This is a genomic window from Aeromicrobium sp. NPDC092404 (assembly GCF_040684095.1).
Classification (GTDB): domain Bacteria; phylum Actinomycetota; class Actinomycetes; order Propionibacteriales; family Nocardioidaceae; genus Aeromicrobium.
In genome coordinates this window covers 748,282-768,925 of the sequence record NZ_JBFBFI010000002.1, presented here as the reverse complement: position 1 = coordinate 768,925, position 20,644 = coordinate 748,282, and the positions used below count along the sequence as shown (strand labels likewise).

Annotated in this window: 19 protein-coding genes, 1 tRNA gene and 1 pseudogene; 7 read left to right on the top strand and 14 right to left on the bottom strand. The window is 69.9% G+C overall.

Translation table 11 applies throughout. From position 1 onward, the window contains the following. Window positions 1–29: 29 nt before the first annotated feature. The 5 genes from AB0N22_RS14325 to AB0N22_RS14305 form a co-directional block, all read right to left on the bottom strand. Window positions 30–914 (bottom strand): DUF559 domain-containing protein, encoded by an 885-nt coding sequence (locus AB0N22_RS14325; RefSeq protein ID WP_364641423.1) that lies wholly within the window; start codon window positions 912–914, stop codon window positions 30–32. Window positions 915–1,127: 213 nt separating this feature from the next. Beyond that, window positions 1,128–1,895: an MBL fold metallo-hydrolase gene (locus tag AB0N22_RS14320; RefSeq protein WP_364641420.1), complete on the bottom strand. Its 768-nt coding sequence runs from the start codon at window positions 1,893–1,895 to the stop codon at window positions 1,128–1,130. Further along, window positions 1,892–2,710 carry an NUDIX hydrolase gene (locus AB0N22_RS14315; RefSeq protein WP_364641417.1) on the bottom strand — a complete coding sequence of 273 codons (819 nt, stop codon included), beginning with the start codon at window positions 2,708–2,710 and terminating at the stop codon, window positions 1,892–1,894. Before AB0N22_RS14315 ends, AB0N22_RS14320 begins: the two co-directional genes overlap by 4 nt. Window positions 2,711–2,714: 4 nt before the next feature. Beyond that, the gene (locus AB0N22_RS14310) at window positions 2,715–3,173 is read right to left on the bottom strand and encodes a RidA family protein (protein ID WP_364641414.1); all 459 of its coding nucleotides are present in this window, start codon (window positions 3,171–3,173) and stop codon (window positions 2,715–2,717) included. After that, window positions 3,170–3,325, bottom strand: a complete 156-nt coding sequence (locus AB0N22_RS14305) for a DUF4177 domain-containing protein (RefSeq protein ID WP_364641411.1) — start codon at window positions 3,323–3,325, stop codon at window positions 3,170–3,172. The genes AB0N22_RS14310 and AB0N22_RS14305 overlap by 4 nt, the downstream gene beginning before the upstream one ends. Window positions 3,326–3,380: 55 nt before the next feature. Between AB0N22_RS14305 and AB0N22_RS14300 the strand changes: the two genes are divergently transcribed. Both AB0N22_RS14300 and AB0N22_RS14295 read left to right on the top strand, forming a co-directional pair. Beyond that, window positions 3,381–4,340, top strand: a complete 960-nt coding sequence (locus AB0N22_RS14300; RefSeq protein WP_364641408.1) for an ArsA-related P-loop ATPase — start codon at window positions 3,381–3,383, stop codon at window positions 4,338–4,340. Then, window positions 4,337–5,575 carry an ArsA-related P-loop ATPase gene (locus AB0N22_RS14295; protein WP_364641405.1) on the top strand — a complete coding sequence of 413 codons (1,239 nt, stop codon included), beginning with the start codon at window positions 4,337–4,339 and terminating at the stop codon, window positions 5,573–5,575. The genes AB0N22_RS14300 and AB0N22_RS14295 overlap by 4 nt, the downstream gene beginning before the upstream one ends. Here AB0N22_RS14295 and AB0N22_RS14290 read toward each other — a convergent pair. Next, window positions 5,572–5,829, bottom strand: coding sequence for a WhiB family transcriptional regulator (locus tag AB0N22_RS14290; RefSeq protein WP_364641402.1), 258 nt, complete (start codon window positions 5,827–5,829; stop codon window positions 5,572–5,574). The two genes, AB0N22_RS14295 and AB0N22_RS14290, sit on opposite strands and share 4 nt — an antisense overlap. Window positions 5,830–5,999: 170 nt before the next feature. Between AB0N22_RS14290 and AB0N22_RS14285 the strand changes: the two genes are divergently transcribed. After that, window positions 6,000–8,177, top strand: coding sequence for a transglycosylase domain-containing protein (locus tag AB0N22_RS14285; RefSeq protein WP_364641399.1), 2,178 nt, complete (start codon window positions 6,000–6,002; stop codon window positions 8,175–8,177). Here AB0N22_RS14285 and AB0N22_RS14280 read toward each other — a convergent pair. Then, window positions 8,174–8,635, bottom strand: coding sequence for a GatB/YqeY domain-containing protein (locus AB0N22_RS14280; RefSeq protein ID WP_364641396.1), 462 nt, complete (start codon window positions 8,633–8,635; stop codon window positions 8,174–8,176). The two genes, AB0N22_RS14285 and AB0N22_RS14280, sit on opposite strands and share 4 nt — an antisense overlap. 39 nt (window positions 8,636–8,674) lie before the next feature. On the opposite strand from AB0N22_RS14280, the gene AB0N22_RS14275 reads away from it, so the two are divergent. The 4 genes from AB0N22_RS14275 to AB0N22_RS14260 all read left to right on the top strand — a co-directional run bounded on the left by AB0N22_RS14275 (window position 8,675) and on the right by AB0N22_RS14260 (window position 12,475). Then, window positions 8,675–9,580, top strand: a complete 906-nt coding sequence (locus AB0N22_RS14275) for a metallophosphoesterase (RefSeq protein ID WP_364641393.1) — start codon at window positions 8,675–8,677, stop codon at window positions 9,578–9,580. 7 nt (window positions 9,581–9,587) lie between these two features. Beyond that, window positions 9,588–9,664 (top strand) — tRNA-Pro (locus AB0N22_RS14270). A 121-nt stretch (window positions 9,665–9,785) separates the two neighbouring features. Beyond that, window positions 9,786–10,526 carry a hypothetical protein gene (locus AB0N22_RS14265; RefSeq protein ID WP_364641390.1) on the top strand — a complete coding sequence of 247 codons (741 nt, stop codon included), beginning with the start codon at window positions 9,786–9,788 and terminating at the stop codon, window positions 10,524–10,526. After that, window positions 10,523–12,475 (top strand): acetoacetate--CoA ligase, encoded by a 1,953-nt coding sequence (locus AB0N22_RS14260; RefSeq protein ID WP_364641387.1) that lies wholly within the window; start codon window positions 10,523–10,525, stop codon window positions 12,473–12,475. The genes AB0N22_RS14265 and AB0N22_RS14260 overlap by 4 nt, the downstream gene beginning before the upstream one ends. On the opposite strand, the gene AB0N22_RS14255 is transcribed toward AB0N22_RS14260, so the two are convergent. From AB0N22_RS14255 to AB0N22_RS14225, 7 genes and pseudogenes are all read right to left on the bottom strand, one after another. Continuing rightward, window positions 12,472–13,494, bottom strand: coding sequence for an aspartate-semialdehyde dehydrogenase (locus AB0N22_RS14255; protein WP_364641384.1), 1,023 nt, complete (start codon window positions 13,492–13,494; stop codon window positions 12,472–12,474). The two genes, AB0N22_RS14260 and AB0N22_RS14255, sit on opposite strands and share 4 nt — an antisense overlap. Further along, window positions 13,491–14,771, bottom strand: coding sequence for an aspartate kinase (locus AB0N22_RS14250; RefSeq protein ID WP_364641381.1), 1,281 nt, complete (start codon window positions 14,769–14,771; stop codon window positions 13,491–13,493). The genes AB0N22_RS14255 and AB0N22_RS14250 overlap by 4 nt, the downstream gene beginning before the upstream one ends. 146 nt (window positions 14,772–14,917) lie before the next feature. Continuing rightward, a complete protein-coding gene (recR, locus tag AB0N22_RS14245; protein ID WP_364641378.1) occupies window positions 14,918–15,514 on the bottom strand; it encodes a recombination mediator RecR in 597 nt (198 codons plus the stop codon). 18 nt (window positions 15,515–15,532) lie between these two features. After that, on the bottom strand, window positions 15,533–16,165 hold the full coding sequence (locus AB0N22_RS14240) for a TetR/AcrR family transcriptional regulator (RefSeq protein ID WP_364641375.1): 633 nt from the start codon (window positions 16,163–16,165) through the stop codon (window positions 15,533–15,535). A 5-nt stretch (window positions 16,166–16,170) separates the two neighbouring features. Continuing rightward, window positions 16,171–17,970 carry an amidohydrolase family protein gene (locus tag AB0N22_RS14235; RefSeq protein WP_364641373.1) on the bottom strand — a complete coding sequence of 600 codons (1,800 nt, stop codon included), beginning with the start codon at window positions 17,968–17,970 and terminating at the stop codon, window positions 16,171–16,173. Window positions 17,971–18,027: 57 nt separating this feature from the next. After that, entirely contained in the window at window positions 18,028–18,600 is a 573-nt protein-coding gene (locus tag AB0N22_RS14230) for an aminodeoxychorismate/anthranilate synthase component II (RefSeq protein WP_364642762.1), read from the bottom strand. 162 nt (window positions 18,601–18,762) lie between these two features. Next, window positions 18,763–20,625 (bottom strand): annotated as a pseudogene (locus AB0N22_RS14225) (aminodeoxychorismate synthase component I); the annotation flags it as partial. Window positions 20,626–20,644 lie beyond the last annotated feature (19 nt).

The following is a 20,644-nucleotide window of genomic DNA, read 5'->3' as shown; positions in this document are numbered from 1 at the left end:
GTGGTGCAGATGAGTCCAAATCTCGGTCGTCAGTTCGGGTATCCGCGTGACGTGAGGGCTCGAGCGACCCGCGCGGCAACAGACTTGGGTGCCTGCATATCGGCCGTGGTCACCACGACGACGAGCCATCCTGCTGCCTCGAGCGCTTCGCGCCGTAGATGATCACGCTGCCGTTGCCATGCATCCCGCTCGTGATGCCATCCGTCGTACTCGACAAGAACCTTCCATCGGCGGTAGACCAAGTCACCCCGTGCGAGGAAGCGACCGGAAACGTCGACGATGTCGGTGTTGAGCTCTGGCTCGGCTAGTCCACTCTCGACGATGGCGAGCCGTACGTCAGTCTCGCGCGGGGACTCCACGCCTTCTCGTACGAGCTCGGCGGCACGGCGCGCCCGCTGAACACCGTCCAGGTGGGACGTCAGCACGTACGCCCTGAGGGCCAGCGGATCCGTGAGCTTCTGCGCGACGAGCCAGTCGCCCACACGCACCAGCTCCCTGATCGAGAGCATGGTGCCGCAGTCGACGAAGGTTCGTTCGGGATCCAGGAGAGGGACTCCGTGAACGAAGGTCGAGGCGAGCTGACCCCGGTAACGGTGCAGTACGAGGTCCTCGTGATGTCGCCGCAGGGGCCGGGACGTGGCGAAGTGCAACGGGTAGGGCGCTCGAATCGCATGACCCCGCCACCGCAGGTTGCTGACGTGACTGAGGGCGGCGTCGTCGGGCAACACCTTCAGCGCAGCCTCGACTGCCGCGTCGAACGCGATCTCGGTGTCGGCATATCGGTAGTAGCCGGGGTAGACCATGACGAATCGACGGCCCTGGAGAACCCGACGGGTCAGCCCGTGTGATGCAGCCTCGGCGATGCTGAAGACCCGACCGTCGAGGTCGGCGGGCAGAGGAGTCGGCGCTGGCATTCTCCGACCATGCCGACGCACCCCGCGTGAGGGTCCGACCGTCTGACGACCTGTGGACAACAACCCCACTGGGCCACCCTGTGCACCGAGATTTGGATGCATCTGCACCACCGGCGCGGCCAAGGTGGTGCACCTGGATCCAAATCTCGGGACCTCGGGCCGGGGCCGGGGCCGGGGCCGGGGCCGGGGCCGGGGCCGGGGCCGGGGCCGGGGTTAGGTTTTCAGGTAGTCCAGCTGGGCGGCGACGCTGAGCTCGGCGGCGCCCCAGAGGGACTCGTCGACGTCGCGGTAGACCACCTCGACGACCTGGCGGGCCGTCGTCGCGCCCGCGTCGACGGCCGCGCGTACCTGGTCGAGCCGGTCGGCTCGGTGGTCGAGGTAGAAGTCGACCACCGCGAGGGGATCGTCGATCACCGGCCCGTGCCCCGGCAGGATGCGGCTGACCAGACCCTCGTCGATCAGCTCACGAATGTGCGCGAGCGAGTCGAGGTAGGGGCCGAGCACACCGTCGGGATGGGCGATCACCGTGGTGCCACGCCCCAAGATCGTGTCGCCGCTGAGCAGCGAGCCGTCAGCCGTGAGCCGGAAGCAGGTCGAGTCGGTCGTGTGACCCGGCGTCGCGATGACCTCCAGCTCCAGCCCGTCGACGACGATCGTCTCGCCGTCGGAGAGCACCTCCGCCCCGCGCGTGAACTCCGGGTCCGTCGAACGCGTCGGCGCCCCGGTCAGCTCGACGAATCGCCCGAGCGCCTCGGTGTGGTCGAAGTGCCGGTGCGTGAACAGGACGAGCCCCACGGTCCCGGCCGCCGCCAGCACCGCCTGGAGGTGGGTCTCGTCGGACGGACCGGGGTCGACGACGACGGAGCTGGTCGCTCCCGGCTCGCGCAGGATCCAGGTGTTCGTGCCGTCGAGCGTCATGAGTCCCGGGTTGGCAGCCAGGACGTACGACGCGCGGTCGGTCACGGTGACAGCGTCAGTCATGCGGGGTCTCCCAGGTCGGTCTCGAGGAACAGCTCGCCGTCGACCTCGATGAGGCGCGGCTCGATCGTGCGGATCGTACGTTCGGCAGCGGCGCCGAGGATCGTCGACGCCGTGTGCCCGGCCACCTCACGACAGGCGACGACGGTGGGCGGCATCATCGCGGCCTCGCCCGCCTCGACCCGGTCTAGCACCTCGCGCAGCGGGATCCAGCTCGCGTGGTCGGCCTCGCGGCTCATCTCGCCGACCCGCTGGCCCTCCGGGAGCGCAGCCACGAAGAACCTGGTGTCGTAGCGCCGCGGCTCGAACGACGGCGTGATCCAGTGGGCCCACGCTCCGACGAGGTCGGAGCGCAGCACCAGGCCGTGGCTGCGCAGGAGCTCCCCGAAGCCCAGCTCCCCGGCCTCGAGCGTCGCTCGAGCAGCCTGCAGGTCGGCCCCACTGGTGTCCGACAGCACCGTCGAGGCGTCCGGCCCGGCGAGCAGGACCCCGGTCTCCTCGAACGTCTCGCGCACCGCCGCGACCACCAGCCCTCGGGCCATCGACTCGTCGCACCCCAGCCGGGCGCCCCACTCCGCGGGCGACGGTCCGGCCCAGGGCACGTCGTCGGTCACGTCGGTGGGATGCATGCCGCCGCCCGGGAAGACGTACATCCCGGCGGCGAACGCCATGCTGGTCTGGCGTCGCATGAGGTACGCCTCGACACCCTGGGCGCCGTCCCGCACCACGATGATCGTCGACGCGTGGCGCGGCTCGACGACGGATCCGTTGTATCCCTGCGCGTGCTCACGCAGCCGCTCGGGCAGGGGGACGCGCATCGGGTCAGCCGACCTCGACGATGAGCTCGAGCTCGACCGGGGCGTCAAGGGGAAGGACGGGGACCCCGACCGCGCTGCGGGCGTGGGTGCCGGCCTCGCCGAACGCGGCACCGAACAGCTCGCTCGCGCCGTTGGCGACACCCGGCTGGCCGGTGAAGTCCGGGGTGCTGGCGACGAACACCGTCGCCTTGACGACCCGGACGACCGAGTCGAGGTCGACCTGCGAGCTGACCGCAGCGATCGCGTTGAGCGCGCACTGACGGGCGCAGTCGTACGCCTCTTCGGCCGAGACCTCGCCGCCGACCTTGCCGGTCAGGATGAGCTGGCCGTCACGCAGCGGCAGCTGGCCCGACGTGTAGACGTACGAGCCGGAGCGCACCGCGGGCACGTAGACCGCGACCGGCGGGGGGACCGGCGGCACCGCCAGCCCGATCTCCGCGAGCCGGTCGTCGACCGTGCTCATGCGACCGGGCGCTTGAAGTAGGCGACGAGGTTCTCCGGGTTCATGCCGGGCACGATCTGCACGAGCTCCCAGCCGTCCTGGCCGAAGTTGTCGAGGATCTGCTTGGTGGCGTGCACCAGGACTGGGGCGGTGAGGTACTCCCATTGCGTCATGGCACGACTGTAACGGTCAGCCTGCGGATCTCGCCCGGCTGAGTAGGCTCGACGCGTGGCTCTCTCGACCCAGCTCCATGTCGTCACTGGCAAGGGCGGCACCGGCAAGACGACGGTCGCCGCGGCCCTAGCGATGTCACTCGCCGGCAAGGGCAAGCGGGTCCTGCTGTGCGAGGTCGAGGGCCGTCAGGGCATCGCGCAGCTGTTCGACGTGCCACCCCTGCCGTACGAGGAGCGCAAGATCGCCGTCGGCCTCGGCGGCGGTGAGGTGTACGCCCTGGCGATCGACCCTGAGTCGGCGCTGCTGGAGTACCTCGCGATGTACTACCGCCTCGGGCGCGCGGGCAAGGCCCTCGACAAGTTCGGCATCATCGACTTCGCCACGACGATCGCGCCCGGCGTCCGTGACGTGCTCCTGACCGGCAAGGTCTACGAGGCGGCCCGGCGGCGCAACGGCGACGGGTTCGCGTACGACGCGGTGATCATGGACGCCCCGCCGACGGGTCGCATCACCCGGTTCCTCAACGTCAACTCCGAGGTCGCGGGCCTGGCCAAGGTCGGCCCCATCCGTCGTCAGGCCGACTCGATCATGGAGATGATGCGATCGAGGGAGACCCACGTGCACCTCGTGACCGTGCTGGAGGAGATGCCGGTGCAGGAGACGATCGACGGCATCGCCGAGCTTCAGTCCGAGCGGCTCCCGGTCGGCCAGGTCATCCTCAACCTCGTACGCCCGCCGCTGTTGTCGGCCGGCACCCGCGAGGCGCTGGAGGCCGGCACGCTGACCGCGAGCAAGGTCAAGCAGTCGTTGGCCAAGGCTTCCATCGAGTCCGCCGCTGCGCCGGCACTCATCGCCGGTGGCGAGGCCCACCTCGAGCGGCAGCGGCTGCAGGACGGCCAGCGCGAGATCCTCGAAGGCTGCGGCCAGCCGCTCGTGGAGCTGCCCGCCCTGTCCGAAGGCATCGACCTCGGTGCGCTGTTCGAGCTCGCCGAGCGACTCCGGGACGCCGCATGACCGGCCGCGCGCAGACGTCGCCCTCGGCCCGCAAGGGCCGCACCTCGCCCCGCGGAGGCTCTGGCGGCCCAGCGGCCGGGACGCTGGACATCGACGAGCTGCTCGCCGACCGGACGACCGAGATCATCGTGTGCTGCGGGTCGGGCGGGGTCGGCAAGACCACGACCGCCGCCGCCCTCGCGCTGCGCGCCGCGGAGCAGGGCCGCAAGGTCTGTGTGCTCACGATCGACCCGGCCCGCCGGCTCGCCCAGGCGATGGGACTGACCGAGCTCGACAACACGCCCCGCCCGGTCAAGGACGTCGGACGGGACGGCGGCTCCCTCGACGCCATGATGCTCGACATGAAGCGCACGTTCGACGAGGTCGTCGAGGCGCACGCCACGCCGGAGAAGGCCCAGCAGATCCTGGCCAACCCGTTCTACGTCGCGCTGTCGAGCTCGTTCGCGGGCACGCAGGAGTACATGGCCATGGAGAAGCTGGGCCAGCTGCACGCCCAGGCGACCTCCACGACCGAGGACTCGGACGACACCAAGGCCTGGGACCTGATCGTCGTCGACACCCCGCCGTCGCGGTCAGCGCTGGACTTCCTCGACGCGCCCGACCGGCTGGCCTCGATGCTCGACGGCCGCTTCATCAAGCTCCTCCTCGCCCCCGCCAAGGGCCCGGCCAGGCTGCTGAGCGCCGGCTTCGGCATCGTCACGAGCGCGCTCAACAAGGTGCTGGGCGCGCAGGTGCTGACCGACATGCAGACGTTCGTCGCGGCGTTCGACACGCTCTTCGGCGGTTTCCGGCAGCGGGCCGAGGGCACGTACGCCCTGCTCCAGGCCAAGGAGACCGCCTTCATCGTGGTGGCCGCGCCCGAGCCGGCGGCGATGCGCGAGGCGTCCTACTTCGTCGAGCGGCTCGCGGGCGAGGACATGCCCTTGGCCGGTCTCGTCATCAACCGCGTCCACGAGACCGGCGCCGACGGCATCTCGGCCGCAGACGCCGAGTCCGCCGGTCGCAAGCTCGAGCAGGGTCGTGGGGCCGATCGCATGACGGCGGACCTTCTGACGATCCACGCCGAGCGCATGCGCGTTGCCGCTCGTGAGCTGCGCCTGAAGCGCAGGTTCGCCGCGGCACATCCCGGCGTGGCCACCACGTCGGTGGCAGCCCTGGCGGGCGACGTGCACGACCTCGACGGACTGCGCCGGATCGGCGCCCTGTTGACCGGCGCCGGCGAGACGGGCAGCTAGACGGCGAGCGAGAGGACGCTGCGCCAGGCCGTGACGTTGGGCCGACGGCGCAGCAGCGCACGGCGCTCGCGCTCGGTCATGCCGCCCCAGACGCCCCACTCGATTCGGTTGTCCAGCGCTTCGGCGAGGCACTCCGCACGTACGTGGCAGGTGCCGCAGACCTGCTTGGCCCGGTTCTGCTCAGCGCCCTTGACGAACAGCGCGTCGGACTTGCCGCGACATGCGGCCTCGGCCGCCCAGTTCTCGTTCCACATGTTCAAAACCTCCCCGAGACCGATCCCGGATGGATCGAAGTTGGTTGTCCTCAATCTAGGAATCAGGCTCTGGGGACGTCAGACCGATCGTGACCATCTTTCTCTAGTCCGTAGGGACTAGACACGTTGTCGCCACTGAGACTCTCGGCATCGTCCCGTAATCTGTTGACATGTCTTGGGATGAGCTCCGCGCCTCGCTGCGCCAGACCGCACAGCGGGAAAAGCACCACAACGGACCGCTCTCGATCCTCGGCACCATGGCCCTGCTGTCAGCCGTCGCCGGCGTGCTCCTCGCCGCGGTCTTCATCCCCGGCACGGCGCTGTTCGCCTCGACGGCCAACAACCTCAGCAACGACATCGTCGACCTGCCGCTGACCCTCGAGGACCAGCCCAGCGCCCAGACGACGCGGCTCCTCGCCTCCAACGGCGACCTCATCGCGTACTTCTACGAGGAGAACCGCCAGGACATCCCCCTGGCCAAGATCTCCCCGACGATGCAGGACGCGATCCTGTCGATCGAGGACGCCCGGTTCTACGAGCACGGCGCGCTCGACCTCAAGGGCACCTTGCGCGCACTGGTCAACAACGCGTCCGAAGGTGCGACCCAGGGTGGCTCGTCGATCACCCAGCAGCTCGTCAAGCTCACCCTCGTCTCGCAGGCGACGACCAAGGCACAGCGGCTGGCAGCCATCAAGAAGTCGACCGCCCGCAAGATCCGCGAGCTCAAGCTGGCGATCGAGTACGAGGAGACGCACACCAAGAAGGAGATCCTCGAGCGCTACCTCAACCTCGCCTACTTTGGTGACAGCGCCTACGGCATCAGCGCCGCCTCCTACCACTACTTCTCGGTCAGCCCGGCCAAGCTCAACGTGCGCCAGGCCGCGACGCTGGCCGGTCTGGTCAAGAACCCCGTCGAGTTCGACCCTCGCGTCTACCCCGAGAAGGCCCTGGCCCGGCGCAACACCGTCCTGGCGGTGATGGCGAAGCTCGGCAAGATCACCGAGGCCCAGGCCAAGCGCTTCCAGGCGGCTCCGCTCGGCCTCAAGATCACCAAGTTCCCCAACGGCTGCGTGTCGACCGTCGCGGAGTTCTCGTGCGACTACGTCCGCCGCTACCTGCTGACCCAGGGCGCGCTCGGCTCCACCGTCGAGGAGCGTCAGCGCGCGCTCGAGCGCGGCGGCCTGACGATCAAGTCCAACATCAGCGTCCGCATGCAGAAGGCCGCCAACAAGGCCGTCACGGACACCGTCAAGGCCAAGGACAGCGGCGCGATCGGCGCCATGGCGATGGTCGAGCCCGGCACCGGCAAGGTGCGGTCCCTCGCCCAGTCACGGCCGATGGGTCGCAGCAAGAAGAAGGGCCAGTCCTTCATCAACTTCACGGTCCCGCCGCGCTTCGGCGACTCCGGCGGCTTCCCGGCGGGCTCGACGTTCAAGATGTTCACGGTCGCGGCAGCGCTCAAGCAGGGCATCGACGTGGGCCAGTCCTTCAACTCCCCGCCGCGGATGACCGTCCCGGCCGGCACCTACTTCGCCTGCAACGGCGGCGGCACCTCGCCGTGGCCGGTCAAGAACTCCACCTCGAGCGGCAACAAGAACATGTACACCGGCACCCGTGAGTCGGTGAACACCTACTTCGCCCAGCTCGAGAAGAAGGCCGGGCTGTGCAACACCGTGCGCGCGGCCGAGGCCATGGGCATCAAGGTGCCCGACCAGGACCAGGTCGGACCCTTCACCCTCGGCGTCACCAGCGTCAGCCCGCTCGACATGGCGGCCGCGTACGCCGTGCCGGCCTCGGGCGGCCTCTACTGCAAGCCCCGGCCGATCGACTCGATCGTCGACTCCAACGGCAAATCCATCATGAAGTACCGCCCCGCCTGCGAGCGGGTGCTGACCGAGGAGCAGGCCGCTCAGATCAACGACATCCTGCGCGGCGTGCAGGAGCCCGGCGGCTTCGGCTTCTCCAACGGCACCGGACTCAGCGTCCCGTCGGCAGCCAAGACCGGGACGACGCAGGACAACAAGGCCGTCTGGTACGCCGGCTACACGCCCGAGCTCGCCACCGCAGCGATGATCGCGGGCGTCAAGAAGACCGGCGCACCCAAGTCGCTCGTCGGCGTCACGGTCAACGGCAGCTTCATCAGCTTCGCGGCCGTCGGCGGCAGCTCGCTCGCCGGACCGATGTGGGCCAAGGCCATGCAGGCGGTCGACGACTTCCTCCCGGGCACCAACTTCGACCCGCCGCCCGAGCGGCAGCCGGCCCCCCAGAAGGCGAAGAAGTCGTCAGGCGGTGACGACGACGATGCCGGCCGCGGTCGTGGCCGTGGCAACGGCAACGGCGACGACTAGGCGCCCAGCTGGCGCTTGACCTCGGCGGCGACGACGCCGCCGTCGGCCTTGCCCTTGACCTGGGGCGAGACGACGCCCATGACCTTGCCCATGGCCTTCATGCCCTCGCCGGCGGAACCGGTCGACTCGACGGCGGCCGTGACGATGACGGCGATCTCGTCGGCTGACAGCTGCGCAGGCAGGTACTCGGCGAGGATCTCGGCCTCGGCCCGCTCCTTGTCGGCGAGCTCGGGACGGTTGCCGTCGGCGAACGCCTGGGCGGCCTCGCGGCGCTTCTTGGCCTCGGACCCGAGCACCGTGACGATGTCCTCGTCACTCAGCTCACGGACCTCCTTGCCGGCGACCTCGGCGTTGCTGATCGCGGTCAGCACCATCCGCAAGGTCGACGTGCGCAGCGCGTCACGCGCCTTCATCGAGGTGGTGAGGTCGTCGTGAAGCTGGTCCTTGAGTCCTGACATGCCTCCAGTGTCCCACCATGCCTGTGACACGCTGGGGCCGTGCGTCCTTTGCTCTGGCCCCTCGCAGCCGCCGCGGCGGGACTGGCCTACGCCTCCGTGTACGAGGTCCGGGCCTTCACGCTGCGCCACGTCACGGTGCCGGTCCTCGAGGCCGGGTCCGAGCCGTTGCGGGTGCTCCACCTGTCCGACACCCACATGACGCCCAACCAGCACAAGAAGCAGGGCTGGCTGCGCACCCTGGCCGACCTCCAGCCCGACCTGGTCGTCAACACCGGCGACAACCTCGCCCACCTCGACGCCGTGCCCTCGGTCCTGCGGGCGTACGGGGACCTGCTCGACCTGCCCGGCGCGTTCGTCTTCGGCTCCAACGACTACTTCTCCCCTGTCGCCAAGAACCCCGTGAACTACCTCCGCGGCGGGACGGGCGGCGACTGGAGCCGCAAGCGCGACCTGCCGTTCGACCAGCTGCGGCACGCCTTCGAGCAGCGTGGCTGGATCGACCTGAGCAACCGCCACGCCTCGTTCGTCGCGGGTGGGCGGCGCCTGTCGTTCGTCGGTGTCGACGACCCGCACCTCAACTACGACGTGCTCGACGACGTGCCCGCGGACACCGCCGCCGACCTGGCCATCGGGGTCGCCCACGCGCCCTATGTCAGGGTGCTCGATCGCTGGAACTCGCTCGGCTACCCGCTGATCATGGCCGGGCACACCCACGGCGGCCAGCTCCGCGTGCCGTTTTATGGCGCTCTCGTCACCAACTGCGACCTCGACCGGGCCCGCGCGCGCGGGCTGCACCAGCACCAGGTCGACGGTCATGAGCCCTCGTGGCTGCACGTCTCGGCGGGCCTCGGGACCTCGCCCTACACGCCCGTACGATTCGCGTGCCGCCCCGAGGCGACCCTGCTCACCCTGACTGGGATAGACTCTTCCGGGTCCCTCAGCTAGGGACGTTCGGGCTGTGGCGCAGCTTGGTAGCGCGCGTCGTTCGGGACGACGAGGCCGCAGGTTCAAATCCTGTCAGCCCGACCAGATGGACAAGGAATGGCCGGACCTCACGGTTCGGCCATTTCTTGTCGCGGGTCGACAAACTCAACCAGATCGCAATCTCGGACGACCCTCGGCGTCACCCACGCTGTGAAAGACTCGGCGCATGGTCGACGAGCAGCAGCCCGCCAAGAAGGTGGTCAAGCGCGTCGTCAAGAAGACCGTCGTCCGTCCGGTCGCACCACCCCCGGCCGCCACCAAGCCGGTCCGCTACGGCCGACCGGTCTCGACGGCGAGCACCAAGCCGCAGGCCAAGGTCGCGAGCCGTCCAGGCTCCAAGCCCGCGGGCACGACCCGCACCCGTCCCCGCGTCAACGTCAGCAAGGCGGGCAAGGCCCTGACCTCGCGGGGCGCCGGCGTCGCGTCCGGATTCGCAGGCGTCACCGGGTCGGCCGCGCGCGCCACCGGCACGTTCGTCGCGGACCGGTTCCATGCGCTGATGGCCTGGCGGATCCCGCACATCGACCCACGCCTCGCCTCCGTCGTCACCGGCCTCGTCGTCGGCCTACTCTCGGTCGGCCTGGGACTCGTCGCCCTCGAGATCTTCAACGACGTCCGGGGCGTGGCCTCCGGCGGCAAGCAGTGGGGCTCGCTCACGTTCGTCGTCGTCACGTTCGTCGCGATCATCATCGGCGACCTGCTGCTGACGGCCTTCGGGACCGCCCGGGCCGGGATCATCAGCTTCCTCGGCGTCGTGCTGGCGATCGTCGCGATCCTCGGCGTCTTCCTCGAGATGGCCGACGACAACCGCGCTCTGGTGCTCGTCCCGGTGCTGGGCGCCGTCACCTATCTCGCCTCGCACTGGCTCATCACCGTGGCCGAGAGCAGCTCTACACTTCCCGAGTGACCGACATCCTGTGGAGCCCGCCGCTCGACGGCGGCTCGCGTCTCGAGCGCTTCATGCAGGGTCTTGGCAGGCCGTTCGCCGACTACGACGAGCTGTGGGCCTGGTCGGTCGAGCAGCCCGGTGACTTCTGGCGGGCGGTGTGGCTCGAGTTCGACCTCCCGTGCGACGGCGATCCTGCGACCGCGCTGTCGGACGCCTCGATGCCCGGCGCCGCGTGGTTCCCGGACGTACGACTCAACTACGCCGAGGCGATGCTGCGCCTGCCGGGTCGTGCCGACGACGACGTCGTCGTGGTGGCCGCGTCCCAGAGCCGGGACGACGTACGCCTGACAGCCGCCGAGCTGCGCGACCAGGTGGCCCGGGCACGCATCGGGCTCCTGCGTGCCGGCGTCGAGCCGGGAGACCGGGTCGCCGCCTACGCGCCCAACATCCCCGAGACCCTCGTGCTGATGCTCGCCGCAGCGAGCCTCGGCGCGGTCTTCTCGTCGTGTGCGCCCGAGTTCGGCACGCAAAGCGTCGTCGACCGGTGGCAGCAGATCGAGCCGACCGTCCTCCTCGCGGTCGACGGCTATCGCTACGGCTCGAAGGGGGTCGACCGTCGCGCCGAGGTCGAGGCGATCTCCGGCAGCCTCGCGAGCGTGCGCACCGTCGTGTGGCTCCCCTACCTCGACCCGTCGGCGCCGGCGCCTGACGGAGCGATCACGTGGGCCGAGCTCACCGCAGAGACGGGGCCGCTGGAGTTCGTACGCCTGCCGTTCGCGGCTCCGCTCTACGTGCTGTTCTCGTCGGGCACCACCGGCCTGCCGAAGCCGATCGTGCACGGGCACGGCGGCATCACGATCGAGCACGTCAAGTCCCTGGGCCTGCACCACGACCTCGGCCCCGAGGACCGGTTCTTCTGGTTCTCCACGACCGGCTGGATGATGTGGAACCTCCTGGTGTCGGGCCTCGCGGTCGGCTCGACGATCGTGCTGTTCGACGGCAACCCGGCCGCTCCTGACCTCGCGATGCTCTGGCGGCTCGCCGAGCGCCTCGAGGTGACGTACTTCGGCACCAGTGCGCCCTACCTGCTGCAGTGCCGCAAGGAAGGACTGGTGCCTCGCGAGGTCGCCGACCTCTCCCGCCTGCGCGGCGTCGGGTCCACCGGTGCGCCGTTGCCCGCCGAGGGCTTCCGCTGGGTCTACGAGGCGGTCAGCCCGACGGTGCAGCTCGGCTCGATCTCCGGCGGCACGGACGTGTGCTCCGGATTCGTCGGCGCTGCGCCGACCGTCCCCGTCTACGCCGGCGAGATCTCCTGCCGCATGCTCGGCTGCGCCGTCGAGGCGTACGGCGACGAACGTCGCCCCGTCGTCGGTTCCCTCGGAGAGCTCGTCATCACCCAGCCCATGCCGTCGATGCCGGTCGGCTTCTGGGGCGATGCCGACGGGTCGCGGTACCGAACGGCGTACTTCGAGGACATCCCCGGCGTCTGGCGCCACGGCGACTGGATCACGATCACCGAGCGCGGCTCGTGCGTCATCACCGGCCGCAGCGACGCGACGCTCAACCGCGGCGGCGTGCGCCTCGGGACCGCGGAGTTCTACACCGTCGTCGAGGCGCTGCCGGAGGTCGTCGACAGCCTCGTCGTGCACCTGGAGGACGACGAGGGCGGGGCTGGGCAGCTGCTGCTGTTCGTGACTCTTCGTCCAGGCCTCGACCTCGACGAGGCGCTGTACCAGCGCATCGCGCTCGCCCTGCGCACGCAGCTCTCGCCCCGGCACGTGCCCGACCTCATCCGCCAGGTCGCTGCGCTGCCCCGCACCCTGTCGGGCAAGAAGCTCGAGGTGCCGGTCAAGAAGATCCTTCAGGGCGCCTCGATCGACGATGCAGCCGCCAAGGGTGCACTCGTCGACCCGGACTCGCTCGACGCCTTCATCGGCATCCGCGACGCGCTCCAGTCCTCTGGCTAGACCAGCAGCTCGGCGATCTGGATCGTGTTGAGCGCGGCACCCTTGCGCAGGTTGTCGCCGCTCACGAACAGCACGAGACCGCGATCGTCGTCGACGCTCTGGTCCTGACGGATGCGACCCACCAGACTCGGGTCCGTGCCTGCGGCCTGCAGCGGGGTCGGCACGTCGACGAGCTCGACGCCGGCCGCTGCCGACAGCAGCTCGGTCGCGCGCTCCGGTGTGATCGACCGGGCGAACTCGGCGTGGATCGACAACGAGTGCCCGGTGAAGACCGGGACACGGACGCAGGTGCCGGCGACCTTGAGGTCCGGGATGTGCAGGATCTTGCGGCTCTCGTTACGGAGCTTCTGCTCCTCGTCGGTCTCGTACGATCCGTCGTCGACGATCGACCCAGCCATCGGCAGCACGTTGAAGGCGATCGGTGCGACGTACGTGGCGGGCGTCGGGAACGTGACGGCGCTGCCGTCGTACGCCAGCTCGTTGGCCTTGTCGACGACGGCGAGGGCCTGACCGTGGAGCTCCTGGACGCCGGCGATGCCGGAGCCGGAGACCGCCTGGTAGCTGCTGACGACGAGGCGGACGAGCTGGGCGTCGTCGTGCAGCGGCTTGAGCACGGGCATCGCGGCCATCGTGGTGCAGTTGGGGTTGGCGATGATGTTCTGGGTCGCCTTGGCGATGTCCTCGGGGTTGACCTCGCTGACGATCAGCGGGATCTCGGGATCCTTGCGGAACGCCGAGGAGTTGTCGATGACCATCGCGCCGGCCGCGGCGAAGCGCGGCGCCTGGGCCCTGGAGGTCGTGGCACCGGCCGAGAACAGCGCGATGTCGAGGCCGGCCGGATCAGCGGTCGCGGCGTCCTCGATGACGATCTCGCCACCCTTCCACGGCAGCGTCTTGCCGGCCGAGCGCGACGACGCGAAGAAGCGCACCTCGTCGGCCGGGAAGCTGCGCTCCTCGAGGATGCTGCGCATGGCGACGCCGACCTGCCCGGTCGCGCCGACGATTCCGATGGTGGTCATCGTCCGGTACCTCCGTAGACCACGGCCTCGACCTCGTCGGTGCCGAGGTCGAAGGCGGCGTGCGCGGCGTTGACGGCCGCGTCGATCTGGTTCTCGGTCACGACGACGGAGATGCGGATCTCCGAGGTCGAGATCATCTCGATGTTGACGCCGGCATCGGCGAGCGCACGGAAGAAGCGGGCCGTGATGCCCGGTGACGACCGCATGCCGGCACCGACGATCGACACCTTGCCGACGCTGTCGTCGTACTGCAGCTGCTCGAAGCCGACCTGGTCCTTGAGCCGCGCGAGCGCGGTCATGGCGGTCTGGCCGTCGGCCCGCGGCAGGGTGAACGAGATGTCGGTCAGCGACGTGGTGGCCGCCGACACGTTCTGGACGATCATGTCGATGTTGATCTGCGCATCAGCGAGCGCCTGCAGGATCGTGGCGGCCTCGCCGACCTTGTCGGGCACGCCCACGACGGTGATCTTGGCCTCGCTGCGGTCGTGCGCGACGCCGGAGATGATTGCTTGTTCCATGGAGTGCCCCTCTTGGATGACGTCCTCGGTCTTCACGACCCAGGTGCCGGTCTTGTCGGAGAACGACGAACGTACGTGGATCGGCATGTCGTTGCGGCGGGCGTACTCGACGCACCGCAGGTGCAGGATCTTGGCCCCGTTGGCCGCCATCTCCAGCATCTCCTCGTACGAGATGCGCGGGATCTGGCGGGCGTTGGGCACGATGCGCGGGTCGGCGGTGAAGATGCCGTCGACGTCGGTGTAGATCTCGCACACGTCGGCGTCGAGCGCTGCGGCGAGCGCGACCGCCGTGGTGTCGGAGCCGCCACGCCCCAGCGTCGTGATGTCCTTGGTGGTCTGCGAGACCCCTTGGAACCCGGCGACGATCGCGATCGCGCCCTCGGAGAGGGCGGCCTCGATGCGACCCGGGGTGACGTCGATGATCTTGGCCTTGCCGTGCTCGGAGTCGGTGATGACACCGGCCTGCGAGCCGGTGAATGACCGGGCCTCCTGGCCGAGCGTGCCGATCGCCATCGCCAGCACGGCCATGCTGATGCGCTCGCCGGCGGTCAGCAGCATGTCGAGCTCACGGCCCGGCGGCAGCGGTGCGACCTGGTTGGCGAGGTCGATGAGCTCATCGGTCGTGTCGCCCATGGCCGAGACCACGACGACGACGTCGTGACCGGCCTTCTTGGTCGCGACGATGCGCTGGGCGACCCTCTTGATGCTGGTTGCGTCGGCAACCGAGGAGCCGCCGTACTTCTGGACGACAATGCCCACGGGATTTCCTCAAGTGCTGGGAAACGTACGGATTGCGCGACGCTGCGCGCGACAAGTCTACCGGTTCGCCGCGGGTGGTTGCAGCCGCGATCCTGCCGATGGACACCGAGAAGCAGACACGTCCGCCGGACCCGCCCGCCGGCCACTCAGCCGATGGTGGTCCGGCCCTCGAAGGCGCGACCGAGGGTCAGCTCGTCGGCGTACTCGAGGTCGCCGCCGACGGGCAGTCCGCTGGCCAGCTTGCTGACCTTGACGCCGAGGGTCGAGAGCATGCGGATCAGGTAGGTCGCGGTCGCCTCGCCCTCGAGGTTGGGGTCCGTGGCGATGATGACCTCGGTGACGACGCCGTCCTGCAGCCGCTGGAGCAGCTCCTTGATGCGCAGCTGGTCGGGACCGATGCCGGCGATCGGCGAGATCGCGCCGCCCAGCACGTGGTAGCGGCCGCGGAACTCCCGCGTACGTTCGATCGCCACGACGTCCTTGGACTCCTCGACGACGCAGATGACGGCGAGATCGCGGCGCGGATCGGCGCAGACGCGGCACTCGGTGTCGACCGTGACGTTGCCGCAGATCGAGCAGAAGTGGACCTTGGCCTTGACCTCGACGAGCGTCGCGGCGAACCGGCGTACGTCGTCGGGATCGGCGTCGAGCAGGTGGAACGCGATGCGTTGCGCGCTCTTGGGACCGATGCCGGGCAGCTGCCCGAGCTCATCGATCAGATCCTGGATCACTCCGTCATACATCAGGCTCAGCCTATGTCGTCACGCCTGACCCGGCCTGCTCGACGCGCGCTGGAAGAGCGGCTGGCCCGCCAGGATCCGGACCAGCTGCTCGACGCGTACGTCCTCCTGCTCGGGGTGCGGGTAGACCGTCGCCGTCAGGGCTTCGCCGTCGAGCATGTGCACGATGCCGAGGACGATCGTGTCGAGCTCGACTTGGGGCATGGCGGCCGCGAACGGGAGCGCACGGCCGAGCTCGATGATCTCCTCGTGATAGCGCTGGGCGAGCGGCTCGAGGCGCTGGCGGAGCGCGGAGTCGGTGCGGGCTGCGACCAGGAGCTCGTACCAGGCGGCATTGATCGGGGCGCGGGTCGCTCGGCGCAGGAGCCTGACCACCTCGCCGATGTCGAGCTCGGGCATGGCTCCCAGTCCCGTGCGGAAGTCGTCGAACTGACGGGCCCGGACCGCGTCGGCGGCCGCGAGGATGACGTCCAGGCGCGACTCGAAGTGGCGGAACAGCCCGCCCTGCGAGACACCGGCACGCCGCGCGATCTCGTTGGTCGTGGTGCGCGCATAGCCCACCTCGCCGAGGGCTGCCACGGCCGCATCGACCAAGGCCGTGATCGTCGCCTCCCGGCGCTGCGCCTGGGTGCGTCGGGGCGCCGGCGTGGTCACGGCGCCTACTGTGCCACCACCGGGTCGAGATGACGGACCGGTGTGACGCTCCCCCGGGCCTCGGCGGCTCGGAGGAACCGGCCGGTGGCGAGCGTGCGCCCGTAGCCCTCGGTGAACTCCCCGCGCTCGTAGACCACCTCGCCGGTGACCAGCGTGGCCGTGACGGCCGCGTCGTTGCGGTTGACCATGCGGCTCACGTTGCCGAACTCCGGCATCAGGGCCTCGTGATAGCTGTCGACCTCGTCGCTCAAACCGGCCGGGTCGACCACGACGACGTCGGCGCGGTCGCCGACCTGGATGCGGCCGGCATCGATGCCGTAGAACTCGCCGAGCTCGCCGGTCAGCTTGAACACGGCCTTCTCGACGCTCATGAACGGCTTGGGCCGGCCCTGCGCCTCGTGCACGCGGTGCAGCAGCCGGATGCCGAAGTTGTAGAACGCCATGTTGCGCAGGTGGGCCCCGGCGTCCGAGAACCCGATCGTGATGCCGCGCCGGTTGATCAGCGAGTCCTGCACCTCCGGCCGGGTGTTGGCGATGTTGGTCTTCCAGCGCAGCCGGGTGCCGTGCTCGACGACGAGATCGAGGTAGCAGTCGACCGGGTGGACGCCCCGGTCGCGGGCGACCTGGCCGATCATCATGCCGACCAGCGCATCGTCGGGGCACTCGGTGATCTCGGCGTCGTCGAAGTCGCGGTGCCAGACGCGGGGCGAGAACCGCTTGTCGAAGTCGCGGCGGAACCAGCGCCGGTAGGCCTCGTCGCTCAGCAGCTCGTTGCGGCCCATCTCCTCGCGCAGGTGCAACGCCTCGCGGCCCGAGCCGAACTCCTCGAAGACCACCAGGTCGATGCCGTCGGCCCAGACCCGGAACGTCGTGGGCAGGTGCTGCCAGGTGAATCGTCCGCGGCCGAGGGTGTTGGCGATGAACGCGAGCGGGCCGAAGATGCGCTGCACCCATGGCTCGGCCTTGGTGTCGGCCGCGGCCAGCAACGACACCCGCAGCGGCTTGCGGAACAGCCCCATCGCGGTCGTGAGGTAGAACGCGATGTCGTACTTCTTGTTGAGGTTGGGCACGCCCTGCAGGACCCGGCCGCGTCGTCGCAGCACCCGGCTGAGCCCGCGGAACTCCTTCCAGCTCGAGTAGGTCGACGGCAGCGACCGCGAGCGGTAGCGGTCGCCGTCGAGCTTGTCCCAGGGGTTGGTCATCGTGGAGATGCCGAGGAACCCGGCGTCGAGGGCCTCCTCGAGGCGGCGCTCGATCTCGGCCTTCTCGTCCCTCGTCGCGCGCTGGTCCGGGTCGGTCGAACGACCCATGCCCATCACGCTGGCCCGCACGTCGGAGTGGCCGAGGAACGACGCGACGTGCGGCCCCAGTGGCAGCTGCTCCAACGCGTCGACCCACCCCTGCGGGGTCGACCAGGTCTTGGCCTCCTCGAGCGCGCCCAGCACGTGGGTGCGGGGCAGGGCCTCGACCCGGCTGAAGAGGTCGGCGATGTCCAGCGGCGTGGAGTAGACCGTCGAGAGCGAGCAGTTGCCCACCAGCACCGCGGTGACGCCGTGCCGTACCGACTCGTTGAGTCCCGGCGCGACCTGGACCTCGGCGTCGTAGTGGGTGTGGGCGTCGACGAAGCCAGGCATGACCCACTGCCCCGTGGCGTCCACGACCCGGGTCTCCGGGCCCAGCGGGAGCGGCCCCGCGGCCACGACCTCCACCCGCCCGTCGCGGATCCCGACGTCGGCGACCACCCCGGGCGCGCCGGCGCCGTCGAAGTAGGTGCCGCCGGTGATGACCACGTCCAGATGTGCCACGGGTGTCCCCTTGTGTGAGGTGGGACACACAAGGTAGCGAGTGGTCACTCGCTATGTCTAGTGCCGCAGGAACGACTGGAGCATCTCGTGGCCGCGGGCGGTGAGAATCGACTCGGGATGCATTTGCACGCCTTCAACCGGGTGGCTGCAGTGACGGACGCCCATCACGATGCCCGACGCGGTGTGGGCCGTCGCCTCGAGCTCGGCCGGCAACGTCTCGGGGTCGATGACGAGCGAATGGTAGCGGGCGCAGACGAGAGGGGTGCCCAACCCCGCGAAGACGCCGTGCCCGTCGTGGTGGATCAGCGACGGCTTGCCGTGCACGATCTCGGGCGCGCGCACGGTGGTCGCGCCGTAGACCTCGCCGATGGCCTGGTGCCCGAGGCAGACGCCGAGTGTGGGGGTCGTCGGGCCGAGGCGACGGATCGCCTCGATGCTGATGCCGGCGTCGGCCGGGGTCCCCGGGCCCGGCGACACGATGAGGTGCGTGAAGTCGCCGCGTTCGCGCGCCGCCACGAGGTCGTCGACCGAGATCGCGTCGTTGCGCACGACCTCGCTCCGCGCGCCGAGCTCGCCGACGTACTGCACGAGGTTGTAGACGAACGAGTCGTAGTTGTCGATGAACAGCACCTTGGGCTGCGTCCGCGGTGAGTCAGGTCGTGCGGGCGTCGCCGGGGTCGGTTCCGCCTCGCCGTTCGTCTGCGGGCGCCAGAACCGCCACAGCTCGTCGCGGACCCAGGCCGTCGTACGCCCGACGGGCCAACGGCCAACTCCCTCGCACGCCACGACCGGCACGACCCCGCGCAGCGAGTTGCTGACGAAGACCTCGGTCGCCCCCGAGAGGTCGTCGAGCGTGAGCCGGCGCTGGAACACCGGCACGGCCCCTTGACGCAGGATCTCGATGACGCGAGCACGGGCGGTGCCCGGCAGGATGCGTCCGTCGGTCGGCGGCGTGTGCACCCCGTCGTCGTGGACCACGAAGATGGTGGCCCGGGCGGTCTCCAGGATCGCACCGTCCTCGGCGAGGAGCAGCAGGTCGCGGTCCGGGGCCGGCTCGGACGACAGAGCCCTCCGGTCGGCCCACTTGTGCTGCCCGAAGCCGCCCACGATCGTCCTCGGTGTCAGCGACCAGGCGTCGGCGTCGTCGTCGATGGGCCGGCTCGTCATCGAGACCGTGACGCCGCCCTCGCTCGGGACCGCGTCGATGCGCATCCGGTGGCGTCCCCGCAGGCCCCCCGCTCGACGCAGCACCGCATCGTCGAGACCGGCCCGGATGGTGTCTCCGTAGACCGCCCTGACGCTGGCGTCGAGCCGCGCGAGGTGCGCCTCGAGGTCGGTGACCCGACCGTCCTCGACGAGCAGCGTGTCGTAGATGCCCATCGACTCGTCGACCGTGGCAGCCGGGCCGGGCGCACCCGGCAGCCGCACCTCGGCCACGTCGGGAGCGTCCGCCGTGAGCTCGAGCCGTCCGCCGATCGCCTCGATCAAGGGGCGCGCCTTGACGAGGCACTCGGCGTACTCGCCGTCGGGCGTGGAGTCCGCGACGATGCCACCGCCGACACCCAGCCACACCCGGTCGCCGGCGAACTCGAACGTGCGGATGACGACGTTGAGCTCGAGGCCGGCGGCGGGGCTGACGTGCCCGATCGCGCCGGTGTAGGCCTCGCGGCCCGTCGCCTCGAGGGTGTTGATGATCTCCATCGCGCGCACCTTGGGGGCACCGGTGACCGACCCCGGCGGGAACGTGGCGCGCAGCAGCTCGGAGTCGCGCACGCCGTGCGCGACGTGGCCGACGACGTCGGAGACGAGATGCCAGACTGCGTGGCGCTCGGCCCGGGTGATCGCCGGCACGCGGACCGAGCCGGGCACGCTCACCCGGCCCAGGTCGTTGCGCATCAGGTCGACGATCATGATGTTCTCGGCGCGGTTCTTGGCCGAGGCCACGAGCTCGTCGGGATCGCTGTCGAGGGGCGCAGTGCCCTTGATCGGAGAGCTCAGCACCTCGTCGCCGGTGCGCCGCAGGAACAGCTCGGGCGAGAGGCTCACCAGCGCCCCCTCGGGGCTGGAGACGAACGCCGCGTACGCCGGACGGAGCCGCTCGACCCCCGAGCAGAACACGTCGAGCGGATCGCCGCCGAACCGGGTCTCGAGCCGCGTGCAGAGGTTGGCTTGGAAGATGTCACCGGCCGCGATGTGATCGAGCACCGCGGTCAGGGCGGCCCGATGCTCGTCGGGCGACGGGGTCATCTCGAACGTGCCCACCTCGTACGCCCGAGGCTTCGGCGACGCTCCACCGAGCGTCTCCACGATGCGCGCGTCGCGATCCGCGTCAGGGGTCAGCCACTCCAGCCACCAGGTGCCGTCGGTGCGGCGCAGCACGTGGTCGTAGAACGCGATGCGGTGGTCGGGCTGCGGGAACGGCCGTGGGGGCACGGCCGGCAGGTCCTCGACCAGACGACCCAGCTGATAGCCCCAGGCGCCGATCCAGCCGCCGCCGAACCCGCGGACCTCCTGCGGCAGCGGGTCGAGGTCGATGCCGATGAACGGGTCGCCGTCGAGCACGGCGACGGGATCGAACGCGATCAGCGCCTCGCCGTGGTGCCACGCACCCAGCAGGGCGACCAGCCGGTCGCGGCCGCGGAAGCGGCGGAGCACGTCCAGCGGGTCGAGATCG

Bases quoted from the DNA above. Each gene is read 5' to 3' on its own strand.
- AB0N22_RS14325 (WP_364641423.1), bottom strand. From the start codon at position 914: ATGCCAGCGCCGACTCCTCTGCCCGCCGACCTCGACGGTCGGGTCTTC.
- AB0N22_RS14320 (WP_364641420.1), bottom strand. From the start codon at position 1,895: ATGACTGACGCTGTCACCGTGACCGACCGCGCGTCGTACGTCCTGGCT.
- AB0N22_RS14315 (WP_364641417.1), bottom strand. From the start codon at position 2,710: ATGCGCGTCCCCCTGCCCGAGCGGCTGCGTGAGCACGCGCAGGGATAC.
- AB0N22_RS14310 (WP_364641414.1), bottom strand. From the start codon at position 3,173: ATGAGCACGGTCGACGACCGGCTCGCGGAGATCGGGCTGGCGGTGCCG.
- AB0N22_RS14305 (WP_364641411.1), bottom strand. From the start codon at position 3,325: ATGACGCAATGGGAGTACCTCACCGCCCCAGTCCTGGTGCACGCCACC.
- AB0N22_RS14295 (WP_364641405.1), top strand. From the start codon at position 4,337: ATGACCGGCCGCGCGCAGACGTCGCCCTCGGCCCGCAAGGGCCGCACC.
- AB0N22_RS14290 (WP_364641402.1), bottom strand. From the start codon at position 5,829: ATGTGGAACGAGAACTGGGCGGCCGAGGCCGCATGTCGCGGCAAGTCC.
- AB0N22_RS14285 (WP_364641399.1), top strand. From the start codon at position 6,000: ATGTCTTGGGATGAGCTCCGCGCCTCGCTGCGCCAGACCGCACAGCGG.
- AB0N22_RS14280 (WP_364641396.1), bottom strand. From the start codon at position 8,635: ATGTCAGGACTCAAGGACCAGCTTCACGACGACCTCACCACCTCGATG.
- AB0N22_RS14265 (WP_364641390.1), top strand. From the start codon at position 9,786: ATGGTCGACGAGCAGCAGCCCGCCAAGAAGGTGGTCAAGCGCGTCGTC.
- AB0N22_RS14255 (WP_364641384.1), bottom strand. From the start codon at position 13,494: ATGACCACCATCGGAATCGTCGGCGCGACCGGGCAGGTCGGCGTCGCC.
- recR (WP_364641378.1), bottom strand. From the start codon at position 15,514: ATGTATGACGGAGTGATCCAGGATCTGATCGATGAGCTCGGGCAGCTG.